This window comes from Streptomyces sp. NPDC036764, from assembly GCF_055609385.1.
The window spans coordinates 956,146-973,113 of sequence record NZ_JBVJPT010000001.1 but is presented as its reverse complement, the minus strand read 5'-3'; the positions used below and the strand labels follow the sequence as shown (position 1 = coordinate 973,113).

The window sequence follows — 16,968 nt, the reverse complement described above, 5'->3', positions numbered from 1 at the left end:
CACACGCGGCGGAGCCGCACATCGATACAGCCCCGCGCCCCTTCGGGGCGCGGGGCACCGGCGTGTTCAGCGGGGCCGTCGCAGCGCGCGGACCGCCTTCGGGAGAGTGAGGGCAAGGGCGAGGGCGGCCAGCGGGAGCGCGATGTCGCGCCAGGGGTCCCGGATGGGCCGGTAGGTGGTGATGCCGTCCCGGATCTCGATGTAGCCGAGGGGCTTGGCCTCGACGCCTCCCCCACCGCCCCCGCCGTCCTCGGTCTTGGCGCCCTCGGCCTTGTGTCCCGCGCCGCCGCCGAAGCCGTAGGCGACCCTGGCGACCGGGATGACGGTGATGCCGTCGGCGGTGACGGGTTCGCCGTAGACGGCGGTGACCGAGGCACGGCCGCCGAGCTTCTCGGCGAGGCGTTCCAGGAGGGTGACGGAGGCGGGGGCGGTCGTGACGTCCGGGGCAGACTCGGCCACGGGCGCGGGGTCTTCTTTGTCTTCTTCATGGGCGGTCATGCAGGCTTCGTAGACACCCGGGCCCCCCGTGTCAAGCGGCCCCGCCGGTTCACCCGTCCCTGCTCGACGGAGGGTTCGCAGCGGGGCGCATCCATCAGACACGCGGTTCGACAACGCCCTGAGGGGCGCGGGGAACTGCGCGACAAGCCACAACCGACCCGCAGACGCTCGACGACCCTGCACGCCGCCACCTACGGCGCCACGTCAACGAAGCTCCGCCCGGAACACCGCCGGCGTCATCTCCGTGTGCTGATGAAAGAACTTGGAGAAGTTCGCGGCGTCCGGGAACCCGACCGCCGCTCCCACACGGCCGATCGGCATGTCCGTGTGGGCGAGCAGTCGCTTCGCCTCCAGGATCACCCGCTTGTCGATGAACCCTTTGGGTGTCTCACCGGTCGCGGCGCGCACCGCACGCACCAGGGTGCGCCGCGAGTAGCCGAGCTGATCGGCATACGCGCTGACGCTGTGGTTGGTGGCGAAGCCCCGCTCCACCGCTTCCCGGAAGAGGGTGAACGTCGTGTCGCCCTGGTGGCGCGCGGCCTCCGCCGAGCTCGCGGCGAGATGGGCCAGGCGCAGCAGGAACGCCGTCAGCGAGTGCCGCAGGACGGCGGTGTGCAGGCTCAGCGGCAGGGTCGTGGTGTCCTCGTACTCGCGTTGCAACTGGGCGAGGGCCGAGCGCAGGGCGGGAAGCTGGGCCTCGTCGGGGTGGAGCAGGGGCGGCAGGTCGTAGCGGTAGAGGCCGGTCGCCTCGACGGTGGCGCGGGGCAGGAAGCCGGGCTGCATGGTCAGGACGGTGCCGCGGTAGTCGTCGGTCCCGGAGAAGCGGTGGACCTGGCCGGGGCGGATCCACAGCAGGTCGCCGGCGTCCGCCTCGTACTCGGCGAAGTCGATCATGTGCCGCACGGGCCCCTCGGTGAAGAGCATCACGACGTGGAAGTCGATGCGGTGCACCCGCTCCAGCGGTGCGTCCGCGGCGTGCCAGGTGCGGCCGGCGCCCATCCGGCCCACCTGCATGCCGACGCCGAGGACGCTCAGATCGGCCGGGAACGGAAACGTCCGTATCGCGTCACCGCCTTGAGCCCTCGCGTCCGCGATATCCGCCATATCCACCATGTCCGTCTCGTGCCGTCTCACCCGTGCGCCGCCCCCGCTCAGCCGTGCGCGGCACTCCTCGCGGTGTCCCACTTTCACCACAGCCTGACACACGCCGACCTTCCCTCTCAAAAGTCAGACTTTTACTTTTGAACGCGTTGGACCAGCTACTTCGCTCCGATCGAGGACTTTTTGAAGATGAGCACGCAGACCCCGGACAGCTTCGAATGGACCGAACTCGACCGGCGTGCCGTCGACACGGCCCGCCTTCTCGCGGCCGATGCCGTACAGCGGGTCGGCAACGGCCACCCGGGCACGGCGATGAGCCTCGCCCCCGCCGCGTACACGATCTTTCAGAAGGTGATGCGGCACGACCCCGCCGACCCTGAGTGGACCGGACGCGACCGCTTCGTCCTCTCCCCCGGCCACACCTCGCTGACGCTCTACACCCAGCTCTTCCTCGCCGGGTACGAGCTGGAGCTCGACGACCTCAAGTCGTTCCGGACGCAGGGTTCGAAGACGCCGGGTCACCCCGAGTACGGGCACACGGCAGGCGTCGAGACGACGACCGGCCCGCTCGGCCAGGGTGTCGCCAACGCCGTCGGCATGGCGATGGCCGCCCGCTACGAACGCGGCCTGTTCGACCCGGACACCGCCGAGGGCGAGTCCCCGTTCGACCACACCATCTGGGCGATCGTCTCCGACGGCGACCTGGAGGAGGGCGTCTCCGCCGAGGCCTCCTCGCTGGCCGGCCACCAAAAGCTCGGCAACCTGGTCTTCCTCTACGACGACAACCACATCTCCATCGAGGGCGACACCGCGACCGCGTTCTCCGAGGACGTGCTGAAGCGCTATGAGGCGTACGGCTGGCACGTGCAGCGGATCGAGCCGGAGCTCGGCGGCGACATCGACGTCCACGCGCTGTACGCGGCGCTCAGGGCGGCCCAGGCCGAGACCGAGCGCCCCTCGATCATCGCGATGCGCACCATCATCGCGTGGCCCGCCCCGAACGCGCAGAACACCGAGGCCTCGCACGGCTCCGCCCTCGGCGAGGACGAGATCGCCGCCACCAAGCGCCTCCTGGGCTTCGACCCGGAGAAGTCCTTCGAGGTCGCCGACGAGGTCCTCGCCCACGCCCGCCGCGCCCTGGACCGGGGCGCCGAGGCGCACGCGGCCTGGGACAAGCGGTTCGGCGCCTGGCGCGCCGCCGACCCCGAGCGCGCCCGGCTGTTCGACCGGATCGTCGCCGGCCAGCTTCCCGAGGGCTGGGAGTCCTCGCTCCCGGTGTTCGAGGAGGGCAAGCCGGTCGCGACCCGCGCTGCCTCCGGCAAGGTGCTCCAGGCGCTGGGCGCGGTCCTTCCCGAGCTGTGGGGCGGCTCGGCCGACCTGGCCGGCTCCAACAACACCACCATCGACAGCGCGAGTTCGTTCCTGCCCAAGGGCAACCCGCTGCCGGAGGCCGACCCGTACGGCCGTACCGTCCACTTCGGCATCCGTGAATTCTCGATGGCCGCGGAGATGAACGGCATCGCCCTGCACGGCAACACCCGTATCTACGGCGGCACCTTCCTGGTGTTCTCCGACTACATGCGCAACGCCGTGCGCATGTCGGCTCTCATGCAGCTTCCGGTGACGTACGTGTGGACGCACGACTCCGTCGGTCTGGGCGAGGACGGCCCGACCCATCAGCCGGTCGAGCACCTGGCGTCGCTGCGTGCCATCCCGGGCCTGAACATCGTGCGCCCGGCGGACGCCAACGAGACCGCGATCGTGTGGGCCGAGATCCTGCGCCGCCACTCCACCGACCCGGCCCCGCACGGCCTCGCACTGACCCGCCAGGGCGTGCCGACATACGCGCCCAACTCCGATGCGGCAAAGGGTGGTTACGTCCTTCGGGACTCCTCCACCGGCACGCCGGACGTCGTTCTCATCGCGACCGGCTCCGAGGTCCAGCTCGCGGTCGCCGCGCGCGAGCGGCTGGAGGCCGAGGGGATCGGCACGCGGGTGGTGTCGATGCCGTCCGTGGAGTGGTTCGAGCAGCAGCCGCGTGAGTACCGCGAGAGCGTCCTGCCGCCGGCCGTGAAGGCGCGGGTCGCCGTCGAGGCCGGCATCGGGCTCACCTGGTACCGCTTCGTGGGCGACGCCGGACGCATCGTCTCCCTGGAGCACTTCGGCGCCTCCGCCGACGCGAAGACCTTGTTCGCCGAGTACGGCTTCACCCCCGAGAACGTGGCCGCCGCCGCCCGGGAATCGCTTGCCGCCGCCCGCGGTTGACCTGAACGCAGAAAGAAGACGATCACTGTGACCACCGAAGCAACCGCGACCGCGGGCACGCTGAAGCGCCTGTCCGACGAGGGCGTCTCGATCTGGCTGGACGACCTGTCGCGCAAGCGGATCGACTCCGGCAACCTCGCCGAACTCATCGCGGACAAGAACGTCGTGGGCGTCACCACCAACCCGTCCATCTTCCAGGCCGCCATCGGCTCCGGCGAGGGCTACGAGGAGCAGCTCGCCGACCTCGCGGTGCGGGGCGTCACGGTCGACGAGGCCGTGCGGATGATGACCACCGCCGACGTCCGTGCCGCCGCCGACATCCTGCGCCCCGTGTACGACGCCACCGACGGCCGCGACGGCCGGGTCTCCATCGAGGTCGACCCGCGCCTCGCCCACGAAACGGCGGCCACGATCGCCGAGGCCAAGCAGCTCGCCTGGCTGGTCGACCGCCCCAACGTGATGATCAAGATCCCGGCGACCAGGGCCGGCCTCCCGGCGATCACCGAGGTCATCGGCCTCGGCATCAGCGTCAACGTCACGCTGATCTTCTCCCTGGAGCGCTACCGCGAGGTCATGGACGCCTACCTGGCCGGTCTGGAGAAGGCCGCCGCCAAGGGCCTGGACCTGTCCGCCATCCACTCTGTGGCGTCCTTCTTCGTCTCCCGCGTCGACGCGGACATCGACAAGCGGCTGACGGCGATCGGCACGGACGAGGCCCTCGCGCTGAAGGGCCGCGCGGCGCTCGCCAACGCGCGCCTGGCCTACGAGGCGTACGAGGATGTGTTCGGCTCTGCCGACGATTCGACACGGTCAGGAGCACGCTGGACGGCCCTGACCGGCGCCAGGGCCAACAAGCAGCGCCCGCTGTGGGCCTCCACGGGCGTCAAGGACCCCGCCTACAAGGACACTCTGTACGTGGACCAACTGGTCGCGCCCGGCACCGTCAACACGATGCCCGAGGCCACTCTGAACGCCACCGCCGACCACGGCGGGATCACCGGCGACACGGTGACGGGCGGCTACGCGCAGGCCCGCGCCGACCTGGCCGCCGTGGAGGCGCTCGGGATCTCCTACGACGAGGTCGTCACCCGCTTGGAGCACGAGGGCGTCGCCAAGTTCGAGGTGGCGTGGCAGGACCTGTTGGACGCCGTCAAGAAGTCGCTCGGCAACAAGGGAGCTGACGCAGAATGACCTCCGACTGGGACAACCCCCTCCGCGACGCACGGGACCGCCGTCTGCCCCGTATCGCAGGCCCGTCCGGGCTCGTGATCTTCGGGGTCACGGGCGACCTGTCCCGCAAGAAGCTGATGCCAGCGGTGTACGACCTCGCCAACCGCGGCATGCTGCCGCCGGGCTTCTCGCTCGTCGGGTTCGCCCGCCGGGACTGGGAGGACGAGGACTTCGCGCAGATCGTGCACGACTCGGTGCGTGAGCACGCCCGTACCGAGTTCCGCGAGGAGGTCTGGCAGCAGCTCTCCGAGGGCATGCGGTTCATCCCGGGTGACTTCGACGACGACGAGGCGTTCGACCGGCTGCGCCAGACCGTCGTGGACCTCGACAAGGCGCGCGGCACGAGCGGCAACTACGCCTTCTACCTCTCCGTACCGCCGAAGTTCTTCCCGAAGGTCGTGCAGCAGCTCAAGAAGCACGGCCTCGCGGACGCCCCCGAGGGGTCCTGGCGGCGGGCGGTCATCGAGAAGCCGTTCGGCCGGGACCTCGCGAGCGCCCGTGAGCTGAACGCGATCGTGCACGACGTGTTCGACCCGGAGCAGGTCTTCCGGATCGACCACTACCTCGGCAAGGAGACCGTCCAGAACATCCTGGCGCTGCGCTTCGCGAACCAGATGTTCGAGCCGATCTGGAACCGGTCGTACGTCGACCACGTGCAGATCACCATGGCCGAGGACATCGGCATCGGCGGCCGTGCGGGCTACTACGACGGCATCGGCTCGGCCCGTGACGTCATCCAGAACCACCTGCTCCAGCTCATGGCGCTGACCGCCATGGAGGAGCCGGCCGCGTTCGACGCCGCGTCGCTGCTCACCGAGAAGCTGAAGGTGCTCAGGGCGGTCAAGCTGCCGGAGGATCTCGGGCGGCACACCGTGCGCGGGCAGTACGCGACGGCCTGGCAGGGCGGCGAGAAGGTGCTCGGCTACCTGGACGAGGACGGCATCGACCCGGACTCGAAGACCGACACCTACGCGGCCATCAGGCTGAACGTCGACAACCGGCGCTGGGCGGGCGTGCCGTTCTATCTGCGCACCGGCAAGCGGCTGGGGCGGCGGGTGACGGAGATCGCGGTCGTCTTCCAGCGGGCACCGCACTCCCCCTTCGACTCCACCGCCACCGAGGAGCTCGGCCAGAACGCCGTCGTCATCCGCGTCCAGCCGGACGAGGGCATGACCGTGCGGTTCGGCTCCAAGGTGCCGGGTACCTCGATGGAGATCCGGGACGTGACGATGGACTTCGCCTACGGCGAGTCCTTCACGGAGTCGAGCCCGGAGGCCTACGAGCGGCTCATCCTGGATGTCCTCCTTGGAGACGCCAATTTGTTCCCCCGTCACCAGGAAGTGGAAGAGTCCTGGAAGATCCTCGATCCGATCGAGGAGTACTGGGACAAGCACGGCAGGCCGGCGCGGTACGCGTCCGGGAGCTGGGGACCCGAGGAAGCCGACGAGATGCTCGCACGAGACGGACGGAGCTGGCGCAGGCCATGAAGATCGACCTGAGCGACACCACGGCAAGCAAGATCAACAAGGCGCTGGTGCAGGGCCGCCGCGCGATCGGCACGCCGGCCGTGGGCATGGTCCTGACGATGGTCATCGTCACGGACGAGGAGAACGCCTACGACTCGATCAAGGCGGCCGAGGAGGCGTCGCACGAGCACCCGGCGCGCACCCTGGTCGTCATCAAGCGGCACGCCCGCACCCCGCGCGACCGCACCCGCTCCCACCTCGACGCCGAGGTCCGGGTGGGCGCCGACGCCGGCACCGGCGAGACGGTGATCCTGCGGATGTACGGCGAGGTGTCCGACCACGCCGACTCGGTGGTGCTGCCGCTGCTGCTGCCGGACGCGCCGGTCGTGGTGTGGTGGCCGGTGGACGCGCCCGAGAACCCGTCGAAGGACCCGCTGGGCGCGCTGGCCCAGCGCCGGATCACCGACCTGTACACCACCGAGAGCCCGCTGTCGGACCTGGAGGTGCGCGCCCGCTCCTACGCGCCCGGCGACACCGACCTCGCGTGGACCCGGCTCACCCCGTGGCGCTCCATGCTCGCCGCGGCCCTGGACCAGGCGCGGGTGCCGATCGTCTCGGCGGTCGTGGAGGCGGAGGCCGACAACCCGGCCGCCGAGCTGCTGGCGCGCTGGCTGGAGGCCCGGCTGCACGTCAGCGCCGAGCGGGTCGTCACCGCCGGACCGGTCGTCACGGGCGTGCGCCTGGGAACCGAGGACGGCGAGATCGTCATCGACCGTCCCGAGGGGCCGCTGGCCACGCTGTCCCTGCCGGACCAGCCGTCGCGCACCCTGGCGCTGAAGGTGCGCACCACCTCCGAACTCATCGCCGAGGAGCTCAGGCGCCTCGACGCCGACGAGATGTACGCCATCGCCCTGCGGGGCGAGGCCGGCAAGGAGACGTCCTGACATGTCCGACCCGCTGTCCGGCTTCCCCAGGCTCAACCGGCGCCCCGAGTGGGCGGCCCTGGAGGACCACCGCGCGGACGCGCTCCAGCGCCCGCGGCTGCGCGACCTGTTCGAGGCCGACCCGTCCCGCGCCGAGCGGTACGTCGTGCGCGTGGGCGATCTGCGCATCGACTACTCCAAGCACCTGATCAACGACGAGACGCTCGCCCACCTTCACGAACTGGCCGTCGCAACCGACGTGTCCGGGCTGCGCGACGCCATGTTCCGCGGCGAGAAGATCAACACCACCGAGGACCGCGCCGTACTGCACACCGCGCTGCGTGCGCCGGGTGACGCGGTGATCGAGGTGGACGGCGAGAACGTCGTGCCCAAGGTGCACGCGGTGCTCGACAAGATGAGCGGCTTCGCCGAACGCGTGCGCTCCGGCGCCTGGACCGGCCACACCGGCAAGCGGATCAGGAACGTCGTCAACATCGGCATCGGCGGCTCCGATCTCGGTCCCGCGATGGCGTACGAGGCTCTTCGCCCGTTCACGGCACGGGAGTTGACGTTCCGGTTCGTCTCCAACGTCGACGGTGCCGACCTGCACGAGGCGGTGCGGGACCTGGACCCGGCCGAGACGCTGTTCATCGTCGCGTCGAAGACGTTCACCACGATCGAGACGATCACCAACGCCACCTCGGCCCGTTCCTGGATGCTGGCCGGGCTGGGCGGCGACGAGAAGGCGGTCGCCAAGCACTTCGTGGCACTGTCGACGAACGCCGGCAAGGTCACCGAGTTCGGTATCGACCCGGACAACATGTTCGAGTTCTGGGACTGGGTCGGCGGCCGCTACTCCTACGACTCGGCGATCGGCCTGTCCCTGATGGTCGCCATCGGCCCGGCCAACTTCCGGGCGATGCTCGACGGCTTCCACACCGTCGACGAGCACTTCAAAAGCGCACCCCCCGAGGCCAACGCCCCGCTGATCATGGGCCTGTTGGGCGTCTGGTACGGCAACTTCTTCGGCGCCGAGTCCCATGCGGTGCTGCCGTACAGCCACTACCTGTCGAAGTTCACGGCGTACCTCCAGCAGCTCGACATGGAGTCCAACGGCAAGTCGGTGGACCGCGACGGGCACGTCGTGGGCTGGGAGACCGGTCCGGTGGTGTGGGGCACGCCCGGCACCAACGGGCAGCACGCCTACTACCAGCTCATCCACCAGGGAACCCGGCTGATCCCGGCCGACCTGATCGGATTCGCCCGCCCGGTCGCCGAGCTGAGCGACGAACTCAAGGCCCAGCACGACCTGTTGATGGCGAACCTGTTCGCGCAGGGCCAGGCGCTCGCCTTCGGCAAGACGGCCGACGAGGTCCGCGCGGAAGGGGTGCCCGAGGCGCAGGTCCCGCACCGCACCTTCCTCGGCAACCACCCGACCACCACGATCCTCGCCCGCGAGCTGACCCCGTCGGTCCTCGGCCAGTTGGTCGCCCTCTACGAGCACAAGGTCTTCGTGCAGGGTGCGATCTGGCACATCGACTCCTTCGACCAGTGGGGCGTGGAGCTTGGCAAGGTCCTCGCCAAGCGGGTCGAGCCCGCCCTCACCGAGGGCGCCGACGTCCCCGGTCTCGATGCCTCCACCGCCGCCCTCGTGGCCGCCTACCGTGAACTCAAGGAAGTGAATCTGACATGACTGCCATGCAGTTGGGCCTCATCGGTCTCGGCAAGATGGGCGGCAACATGCGCGAACGGATCCGCCGCGCCGGCCACACCGTCATCGGCTACGACCGCAACCCCGACGTCTCCGACGTCAAGAGCCTCGAAGAGCTGGTCCAGCGGCTCGACGCGCCGCGCACGGTGTGGGTGATGGTCCCGGCCGGCACCGCCACCCAGGGCGTCGTCGACGAGCTCAAGGACCTGCTGTCCCCGGGCGACACGGTGGTCGACGGCGGCAACTCCCGCTGGACGGACGACGAGAAGCACGCCGCCGAACTCGGCATCAAGGGCATCGGCTTCGTCGACGCGGGCGTCTCCGGCGGCGTGTGGGGCCTGGAGAACGGCTACGCGCTGATGGTCGGCGGCGAGAAGGAGCACGTGGAGCGGCTCCAGCCGATCTTCGAGGCGCTCAAGCCGCAGGGCCCGTACGGCTATGTGCACGCCGGCCGGGTCGGTGCCGGGCACTTCTCGAAGATGGTCCACAACGGCATCGAGTACGCCATGATGCAGGCCTACGCCGAGGGCTGGGAGCTGCTGGAGAAGGTCAACTCGGTGGACAACGTGCGTGAGGTGTTCCGCTCCTGGCAGCAGGGCACGGTCATCCGCTCCTGGCTGCTGGACCTCGCGGTGAACGCCCTGGACGAGGACGAGCACCTGCAGAAGCTGAAGGGCTTCGCGCAGGACTCCGGCGAGGGCCGGTGGACCGTCGAGGCGGCCATCGACCACGCCGTGCCGCTGCCCGCGATCACGGCCTCCCTGTTCGCCCGGTTCGCCTCCCGTCAGGACGACTCCCCGCAGATGAAGATGATCGCGGCGCTGCGCAACCAGTTCGGCGGGCACGCCGTCGAGTCGAAGTAGCGGGCTGGGGTTGCTGGGGCACTGACGTGCGGGCGGGCAGGCACCGGGAGCCGGCCCGCCTCAGGGCGGTCCGCCCGACGCGCCCAAGTGCCGAGCCGAAGGACGCGCCGGACTCCGCCTGGGGTGCGGCCGTCCAACGGTCCTTCTTCGGTCGGCAGGCGGTGAGTTGACAGGTTCGGCGGCCGGCGTCAGAGTCCCGGCTGATGGAGATCAACGATCTGACGCCGGCCGAGCTTCGCGTCTGGCAGGCCTTTCCCAAGGGTGAGGCCGTGGACTTCCGTGCGGCGCAGGGCGAGAGCGCGGCCGACGGTGCCGACTGGGGCCCGCAACGGACCGTCCGCGCCTCGGTGTTGCGGGCGCTGCTGCTCGACGGCCCGGTGCAGAGCGGGGAGGTGGCCGCTCTCAAGGTGTCGGGCGCGCGGATCACCGGCGCACTGGATCTGCGATACGCGACGATCGCCAGCGTCGCGCGCCTGAGTGACTGCCACTTCGAGGCCGTCCCGGATCTTTCCGGGGCCGAGCTGAAGTACCTCAATCTGTCCGGGTCCGACCTGCCCGGTCTGGCGTCGGCGCGGGTCCGGGTCGACGGTGGGCTGCGGCTGACGAGGTGCCGGTTCCGCGGGCCGGTGCGGCTGGGCGGCGCGCAGATCGCCGGGGCGCTGTATCTGGAGGGCGCCGAGATCACCGCGCCCGAGGGAACCGGGGATCCGGTTCTGCAGGCCCACCAGGTGACCGTCGGGGAGGACCTGTGCGCGTCGCGGCTGCGCACGCGCGGCGAGATCCGCCTCAACGGCGCCATGATCAGCGGCTCGCTCCGACTGGAGGAGGCCGATCTGCGTCATCCCGGCGAGTTCGTCCTCAGCGCCGAGGCCCTCGAGGTGGGCGCCAACGTCCTAGGCAGACGGCTGAGCACGCACGGGCGCATCGACCTGCGCGGTGCCCGCGTTCCCGGCCGGCTCGACCTGCTGTACAGCAGGCTGTCCAATCCCGGCGGCACGGCGATGCGGGCGAGCAGTTGCGTCATCGGCGAGGTGTGGCTGCGCCGGGGCCCGCGGATGCAGGGCATGCTCAACCTGCGCCGCTCCCAGATAGAACACCTCAACCTGGAGCCGGAGATGCTCCCGGACCAGGTCCGCCTCCTCGACCTCACCTACACGTCCCTGACCCCGCATGTGCCGCCCGAGCAGCGGCTGCCCATGCTGGAGCGGGACGAGGACACCTTCGACCCGCACGGGTACGAGCAGTTGACCGCCGCCTACCGCCGCACCGGCGACGACGACGCCGCCCGGCTGGTGCAGCTCGCCAAGCAGCGCCGGCACCGCACCACCCTGCCCTGGTACGGCCGTCTGTGGGGCCATGTCCAGGACGCCGCCGTCGGCTACGGCTTCCGCCCGATGCGGGCGCTGGGCTGGCTGCTGTCCCTGCTCGCGGTCGCCTCGGTGGCGTTCGCGGTGCACCATCCCCCGCCGTTGAAGGCGGACGAGGCGCCGCAGTTCAACCCGGTCTTCTACACCCTGGACCTGCTGCTGCCGGTGATCTCCTTCGGTCAGGAAGCGGCGTTCGCCCCGAAGGGCCTGCAGCAGGCCCTTGCGTACACGCTGGTCCTCATCGGCTGGATCCTGGCCACCACGGTCGTCGCCGGTGTGACCCGCACCGTCAGCCGCCAATGACCGCCCGGGCGGTGTGCTGCGCGGCCAGCCGCACGGGCGCGTTCTGCGCGCCGTAGCCCCGGTAGCCGTCCCGCTGCACGAGCTCGAAGAAGACGCGGCCGACGGTCATGGTGTAGCAGTGCCGGAACTCGCCGTGTGCGTCGCGGTCGTAGAGGATGCCGAGTTCGCGGTACGTCTCCAGCTCTCCGTCGGTGAACTCATGCCGTGCCGCCAGGTCGTCGTAGTAGTTGGCGGGGATCGGCAGCAGCCGCCCGCCCGCCTCCCGGAAGCGGCGGGCCGCGGCGACGACGTCGTCCGTGGCCAGCGCGATGTGCTGGGCGTGCACGGTGTCGTCCGTGGGTGCCGCGCCGACGCCCAGGGCGATGCGGACGCTGCCGTCGGCGTTGGTGACGGCGCGGCTGCGCATCAGTCCGTATGGGTCGGCGACGTCCACGCTCTCCTGGGCGTGCAGCCCGAGGACGCTGCGGTGGAAGAGGGTCGCCTCGTCGTAGTGGTGCCAGGGCTGGGTGAGGGCGAGGTGATCGATCCGGTGCACGCCGGTGCCGTGGGCCTCGCCCGGAACGTCGGCGAAGTCGGCGCGCCAGTCGGGCAGTTCGGGTCGGGCGGGGGCACCTTCCTGCTCCAGTGGGGCCGGGAGCCTGGGGGGCGCGCAGAAGAAGAGCTCCGTGCCGTCGGGTGCCGCGACCGCGTCCAGCGGGGCGTCCTCGGCGGTGCGGCGGCGGGGCAGGACGGGGGCCAGGAGGGCCTCGGCGCGGCGGGCGGCGCCGGCCGGGTCGGGTGACTCGAGGCCGATCGCGGCGAGGCCGGTGCCGGTGCGGCGGGCGGCGCCCGAGGTGTTGACCAGGATGCGGGCCTCGCCCTGCTGCCAGAGGTCGACCGGCTTGGTGCGATGGCGTGCGGTGCGGGCGAAGCCGAGGGCGCCGAGCACGGCGGCGACCGGTTCGGCGTCGGGCGTGACGAGTTCGGCGAAGGCTACGCCGGTGGGGACGACGGGTGCGGGCGGGGTCGCGACGCCGACCGTCTCCTGCAGCACGAGCAGCGAGCGGTGGGCGTCCACGGCGGTCGGGCCGGCCTCGGCCTGGCGGAAGACGTCGTTGAAGATCTCCAGCGAGAGCGGGCCGTCGTATCCGGTGTGCAGGACGTGGCGGACGAGTCCGGCGACGTCGAAGCCGCCCTGTCCGGGGAAGCAGCGGTAGTGGCGGCTCCACTGGAGGACGTCCATCGCGAGCAGCGGGGCGTCGGCGAGCTGGAGGAAGAAGATCTTCTCGCCGGGGATGTCATCGATGCCCTTGGGATCGGAGCCGCGGGAGAGGATGTGGAAGCTGTCCAGGCAGGTGCCGAGCGCGGGGTGGTCGGCGGCCTCCACGATGCGCCAGGCGTGGTTGTAGGTGTTGACGTGCCTGCCCCAGGCAAGCGCCTCGTACGCCACCCGGACGCCGAACTCCTGGGCCAGATCGGCGAGTTGGTGCAGGTGGTGGGCGGCGAGCGCGTCGTCGTCCACGGCGAGGGGATGGACGCTGGAGCAGACGAGGACGGTGTCGGCGCCGAGCCTGCGCATCAGCTCGAACTTGTGCCGGGCGCGCCGCAGATTGCGGGCGAACTCCTCGGCGGGCACGGCCTCGATGTCCCGCATCGGCTGGTAGAGGTCGATGCCCAGCCCCAGATCGGCGCACCGCGCGCGGATCTCCTCGGGGGCGAGGGGGCTCGCGAGCAGGTCGTTCTCGAAGATCTCGACCCCGTCGAACCCGGCCCGGGAGGCGGCCGTGAGCTTCTCGGTGAGCGACCCGCTCAGAGAGACGGTCGCGATGGACGTACGCATACCCACTCCTTCAACACGCCGTACTGCAGCGCCCCGTCAGGGGCGCGGGGAACTGCGCGAGCAACCACACACGACCCGCGGACGTCACACGGCCTTGCCCACCGGGCTCTCGACATCACCGGCCAGCTCCGCGATATCCGCGAGCATGCGCGCACTGTCCGGCTCCCGCCCGGTGAACAGCCGAAACGCGTCCGCGGCCTGGAACACGGCCATCCCACCCCCGTCCAAAGCGGCGCAGCCAACCGCACGAGCGGTACGCAGCAGCTCCGTCTCCAGCGGCCGGTAGACCACCTCGGCGACCCACAACCCGGGATGCAGCAGTCCGGCGGCGAAGGGCAGACCCGGATGGGCGGCCATGCCGGTGGGCGTGGCGTGCACGACGCCGTCCGCCGCACCGAGCAGCCGCGCCAACTGATCCGGCGCGGCCGCGGCAGCGCGCCCCGCACCGAAGTGCCGGTTCAGCGCCCCGGCGAGGCCCGCGGCCCGCTCGCCCAGCGCGTCGACGACGGTGACCCGCTCGGCGCCGAGGGTCAGCATGGCGTGCGCGACGGCCGCGCCCGCGCCCCCGGCGCCGAGCTGCACGACCCGCTCCAGCGGTACGTCGGGCAGCCCGCGCGCGAAGGAGGCGGCGAAGCCGGTGACGTCCGTGTTGTGGCCGACGGCCCGGCCGTCCTCGAAGACGACGGTGTTGACCGCGCCCAGCGCCTCGGCCTGCGGGGCGAGCGCGTCCAGGTGCTCGACGACGAGCTGCTTGCAGGGGTGGGTGATGTTGAGCCCGTCGAAGCCCAGGTCACGCGCGGCCCGCACCAGGTCGCCCACCGCCTCGGGCGGGACGCCGAGCGTGTCGATGTCGATCAGCCGGTACAGATAGCGCAGGCCCTGCCGGGCGGCCTCGCGCTCGTGCAGCGCCGGGCTGAGCGAGGGGCCGATGCCGGAGCCGATCAGCCCGACGAGATACGAGTCCTTGGCGTCCTTGGCCACCGGTGGGACCTCCTGAGCGGCTCACTAATGTACGAACTGGTGAGTTAGTCATAGCAGGCGACGCCGGAGCTTGTGAAGACCTGACCCGGCACACGGGGCGAGCGGGCTTCTACAATCACCGGCACGCGGGTGGGCCACCGAAACGCGCCCGCCCCTCGCCGAAGGAAGCCGATGACCAGCGTCGAAGAGCCGGCACGCACCAACGGGCGGATCCGCGACGCCGCCCGCACCAGGGCCGAGATCCTCGACGTCGCGACGCAGGAGTTCGCCCGCGCCGGCTACGACGGTGCCCGCGTGGACGAGATCGCCGCCCGCACCCGCACCACGAAGCGGATGATCTATTACTACTTCGGCGGCAAGGAGCAGCTCTTCACGGCCGTGCTGGAGCGGGCGTACGGCGTGATCCGGGAGGCCGAGCAGCAGCTCGACGTGGAGCATCTGGACCCGGTCGCCGCCATCCGCAGGCTGGCCGAGCTGACCTTCGACCACCACGAGCAGCACCCCGACTTCATCCGCCTGGTCAGCATCGAGAACATCCATGGGGCCGAGCACATCGCCGCCTCCGAGAAGCTCGGCAAGATCGGCTCGCCGGCCCTGGACGTGATCCGCCGGATCCTTCGGTCGGGGCGGGAGTCCGGCCTGTTCACGGCCGACGTCGACGCCGTCGACCTGCACGCGATGATCAGCTCCTACTGCTTCTTCCGGGTCTCCAACCGGCACACCTTCGGCGCCCTGTTCGGCCGTGACCTGGTGGATCCGGCCCGGCGCGAGTACTACCGCGCGATGCTCGGCGACATGGTCATCGCCTACCTGACGGCACCGCGCGCCGAGGACTGACCGGGCCCGGTCCGCACGCCTCGCATCACAAGATCCTTCGGCATGACCTCTTGACACCCGGGAAACGTCGGCGCAACATCCGTAGCCATCCGCTACTAACTATCCAGTGGGTTAATTAGCCGGGTAGCTCCCGGCGTGGCCGACCCGTCACCCCAGGGATCCGGCGCCTCTCCTCTCCACACACTCCCCGTAAGGTGGAGTTCCCTCGAAGGAGCACCCCTGTGTCCGTCCCCGACACGCACGCCGGCCAGCCGCGCAAGGCGGCCATGGCTGCCTGGATCGGCAGCGCCCTGGAGTACTACGACTTCTTCATCTACGGCAGCGCGGCCGCGCTGATCTTCCCGGAGGTCTTCTTCGACAAGTCCGACCCGGCGACGGCCACCCTGCTGTCGCTGGCCACGTTCGGTGTGGCGTACGCGGCCCGGCCGGTGGGCGCTCTGTTCCTCGGTCACTTCGGCGACCGGGTGGGCCGTAAGAAGATCATGGTCTTCACGCTGATCCTGATGGGCATCTCGACGTTCCTCATCGGCTGTCTGCCCACCCGCGACCAGGTCGGCACCCTCGCGCCGGTCCTGCTGGTGCTGTGCCGGGTGCTCCAGGGCATCTCGGCGGCCGGCGAACAGGCCAGCGCCAACTCCATGACCCTCGAACACGCGCCGCCGCACCGGCGCGGCTTCTTCACCAGCTTCACGCTGAGCGGTACACAGGGCGGGCAGTTGCTGGCCACGCTGGTCTTCATCCCGATCGCCGCGCTGCCGGAGGAGCAGCTCATGTCGTGGGGCTGGCGGGTGCCGTTCTGGATGAGCATCGCGGTCGCCGTCGTCGGTTACGTCATCCGCCGCAAGCTCGACGAGACCCCGGCATTCGAGCAGCAGGCCGCCACCGAAGGCGTCGTCAAGCTGCCGCTGGCGGTGCTGATGCGGGAGCACTGGGCGGACGTGCTGCGGGTGATCGCCGGTGCGCTGGTCGCCTCGGTCAGCACGATCTTCACGGTGTGGGCGCTGTCGTACGCCACGAGCGACTCGGTCGGGATGGACAAGTCCGCCATGCTGTGGGTGGGCGCGCTCGCCAACCTGGTCGCGCTCGGCGCGATCCCGCTGTGGGCCACCCTTTCGGACCGCATCGGCCGCCGCCCGGTGTACCTGATCGGCGCGACCGGCAGCGCGGTGATGATGTTCCTGTACCTGTGGTCGATCTCGACCGGCTCCTACCCGCTGATCCTGCTGCTGGGCATCGTCACCTTCGGTGTCGTCTACAGCGCCGCGAACGGCGTGTGGCCCTCCTTCTACGGCGAGATGTTCTCCACCCGGGTCCGGCTGTCCGGCATGGCCATCGGCACCCAGATCGGTTTCGCGGTCGCCGGTTTCGCGGTCACCTTCGCCGCGCAGATCGCCGGCCCGGACGGTGACAACTGGTCGGCTGTGGCCCTGTTCACGGCCGCCCTGTGCGTGCCGCCGGTCGTGGCCGCGCTGTCGGCGCGGGAGACCGCGAAGGTCCCGACGGAGCAGCTCGGCGAGCGGGCGGCAGGGCAGGCCCCGCAACCCGCGAAGGTCGCGGCCTGACCGACACCGGTCCCCGGACGCCATGAGGGCTCCGGGGACCGG

At 70.6% G+C, this 16,968-nt stretch carries 13 protein-coding genes; 9 read left to right on the top strand and 4 right to left on the bottom strand.

From position 1 onward, the window contains the following. Positions 1-66: 66 nt before the first annotated feature. The gene (locus tag ACZ69Q_RS04170) at positions 67-459 is read right to left on the bottom strand and encodes a GerW family sporulation protein (protein ID WP_471036011.1); all 393 of its coding nucleotides are present in this window, start codon (positions 457-459) and stop codon (positions 67-69) included. A 243-nt stretch (positions 460-702) separates the two neighbouring features. Continuing rightward, positions 703-1,602 carry a helix-turn-helix transcriptional regulator gene (locus ACZ69Q_RS04165; protein WP_471036008.1) on the bottom strand — a complete coding sequence of 300 codons (900 nt, stop codon included), beginning with the start codon at positions 1,600-1,602 and terminating at the stop codon, positions 703-705. A gap of 186 nt (positions 1,603-1,788) precedes the next feature. Here ACZ69Q_RS04165 and tkt point away from each other — a divergent pair, with 186 nt between their 5' ends. The 7 genes from tkt to ACZ69Q_RS04130 all read left to right on the top strand — a co-directional run bounded on the left by tkt (position 1,789) and on the right by ACZ69Q_RS04130 (position 11,727). After that, positions 1,789-3,864 (top strand): transketolase, encoded by a 2,076-nt coding sequence (gene tkt / locus ACZ69Q_RS04160; RefSeq protein ID WP_471036004.1) that lies wholly within the window; start codon positions 1,789-1,791, stop codon positions 3,862-3,864. Positions 3,865-3,885: 21 nt separating this feature from the next. Next, a complete protein-coding gene (gene tal, locus ACZ69Q_RS04155) occupies positions 3,886-5,055 on the top strand; it encodes a transaldolase (protein ID WP_471040044.1) in 1,170 nt (389 codons plus the stop codon). Continuing rightward, on the top strand, positions 5,052-6,581 hold the full coding sequence (zwf, locus tag ACZ69Q_RS04150; protein WP_471036000.1) for a glucose-6-phosphate dehydrogenase: 1,530 nt from the start codon (positions 5,052-5,054) through the stop codon (positions 6,579-6,581). Before tal ends, zwf begins: the two co-directional genes overlap by 4 nt. Further along, entirely contained in the window at positions 6,578-7,504 is a 927-nt protein-coding gene (gene opcA / locus ACZ69Q_RS04145; protein WP_471035996.1) for a glucose-6-phosphate dehydrogenase assembly protein OpcA, read from the top strand. The genes zwf and opcA overlap by 4 nt, the downstream gene beginning before the upstream one ends. Before the next feature lie 13 nt (positions 7,505-7,517). After that, positions 7,518-9,176: a glucose-6-phosphate isomerase gene (pgi, locus tag ACZ69Q_RS04140; protein ID WP_471040042.1), complete on the top strand. Its 1,659-nt coding sequence runs from the start codon at positions 7,518-7,520 to the stop codon at positions 9,174-9,176. Positions 9,177-9,181: 5 nt separating this feature from the next. Then, the gene (gene gnd, locus ACZ69Q_RS04135; RefSeq protein ID WP_471040039.1) at positions 9,182-10,057 is read left to right on the top strand and encodes a phosphogluconate dehydrogenase (NAD(+)-dependent, decarboxylating); all 876 of its coding nucleotides are present in this window, start codon (positions 9,182-9,184) and stop codon (positions 10,055-10,057) included. Positions 10,058-10,260: 203 nt separating this feature from the next. Then, positions 10,261-11,727 carry a membrane-associated oxidoreductase gene (locus ACZ69Q_RS04130; RefSeq protein WP_471035993.1) on the top strand — a complete coding sequence of 489 codons (1,467 nt, stop codon included), beginning with the start codon at positions 10,261-10,263 and terminating at the stop codon, positions 11,725-11,727. Here the strand turns inward: ACZ69Q_RS04130 and ACZ69Q_RS04125 are convergent. Further along, complete coding sequence (locus ACZ69Q_RS04125; RefSeq protein WP_471035989.1) at positions 11,714-13,546, bottom strand: bifunctional sugar phosphate isomerase/epimerase/4-hydroxyphenylpyruvate dioxygenase family protein; 1,833 nt, start codon at positions 13,544-13,546, stop codon at positions 11,714-11,716. The genes ACZ69Q_RS04130 and ACZ69Q_RS04125 overlap by 14 nt on opposite strands. Before the next feature lie 84 nt (positions 13,547-13,630). After that, positions 13,631-14,527, bottom strand: coding sequence for a shikimate dehydrogenase (locus ACZ69Q_RS04120; protein ID WP_471035986.1), 897 nt, complete (start codon positions 14,525-14,527; stop codon positions 13,631-13,633). A gap of 171 nt (positions 14,528-14,698) precedes the next feature. Here ACZ69Q_RS04120 and ACZ69Q_RS04115 point away from each other — a divergent pair, with 171 nt between their 5' ends. Further along, a complete protein-coding gene (locus ACZ69Q_RS04115; protein ID WP_471035984.1) occupies positions 14,699-15,364 on the top strand; it encodes a TetR family transcriptional regulator in 666 nt (221 codons plus the stop codon). A 221-nt stretch (positions 15,365-15,585) separates the two neighbouring features. Further along, on the top strand, positions 15,586-16,926 hold the full coding sequence (locus ACZ69Q_RS04110; protein WP_471035980.1) for an MFS transporter: 1,341 nt from the start codon (positions 15,586-15,588) through the stop codon (positions 16,924-16,926). Positions 16,927-16,968: the final 42 nt, after the last annotated feature.

Bases quoted from the DNA above. Each gene is read 5' to 3' on its own strand.
- ACZ69Q_RS04125 (WP_471035989.1), bottom strand. From the start codon at position 13,546: ATGCGTACGTCCATCGCGACCGTCTCTCTGAGCGGGTCGCTCACCGAG.
- ACZ69Q_RS04165 (WP_471036008.1), bottom strand. From the start codon at position 1,602: ATGGCGGATATCGCGGACGCGAGGGCTCAAGGCGGTGACGCGATACGG.
- ACZ69Q_RS04130 (WP_471035993.1), top strand. From the start codon at position 10,261: ATGGAGATCAACGATCTGACGCCGGCCGAGCTTCGCGTCTGGCAGGCC.
- tkt (WP_471036004.1), top strand. From the start codon at position 1,789: ATGAGCACGCAGACCCCGGACAGCTTCGAATGGACCGAACTCGACCGG.
- zwf (WP_471036000.1), top strand. From the start codon at position 5,052: ATGACCTCCGACTGGGACAACCCCCTCCGCGACGCACGGGACCGCCGT.
- opcA (WP_471035996.1), top strand. From the start codon at position 6,578: ATGAAGATCGACCTGAGCGACACCACGGCAAGCAAGATCAACAAGGCG.
- gnd (WP_471040039.1), top strand. From the start codon at position 9,182: ATGCAGTTGGGCCTCATCGGTCTCGGCAAGATGGGCGGCAACATGCGC.
- ACZ69Q_RS04115 (WP_471035984.1), top strand. From the start codon at position 14,699: ATGACCAGCGTCGAAGAGCCGGCACGCACCAACGGGCGGATCCGCGAC.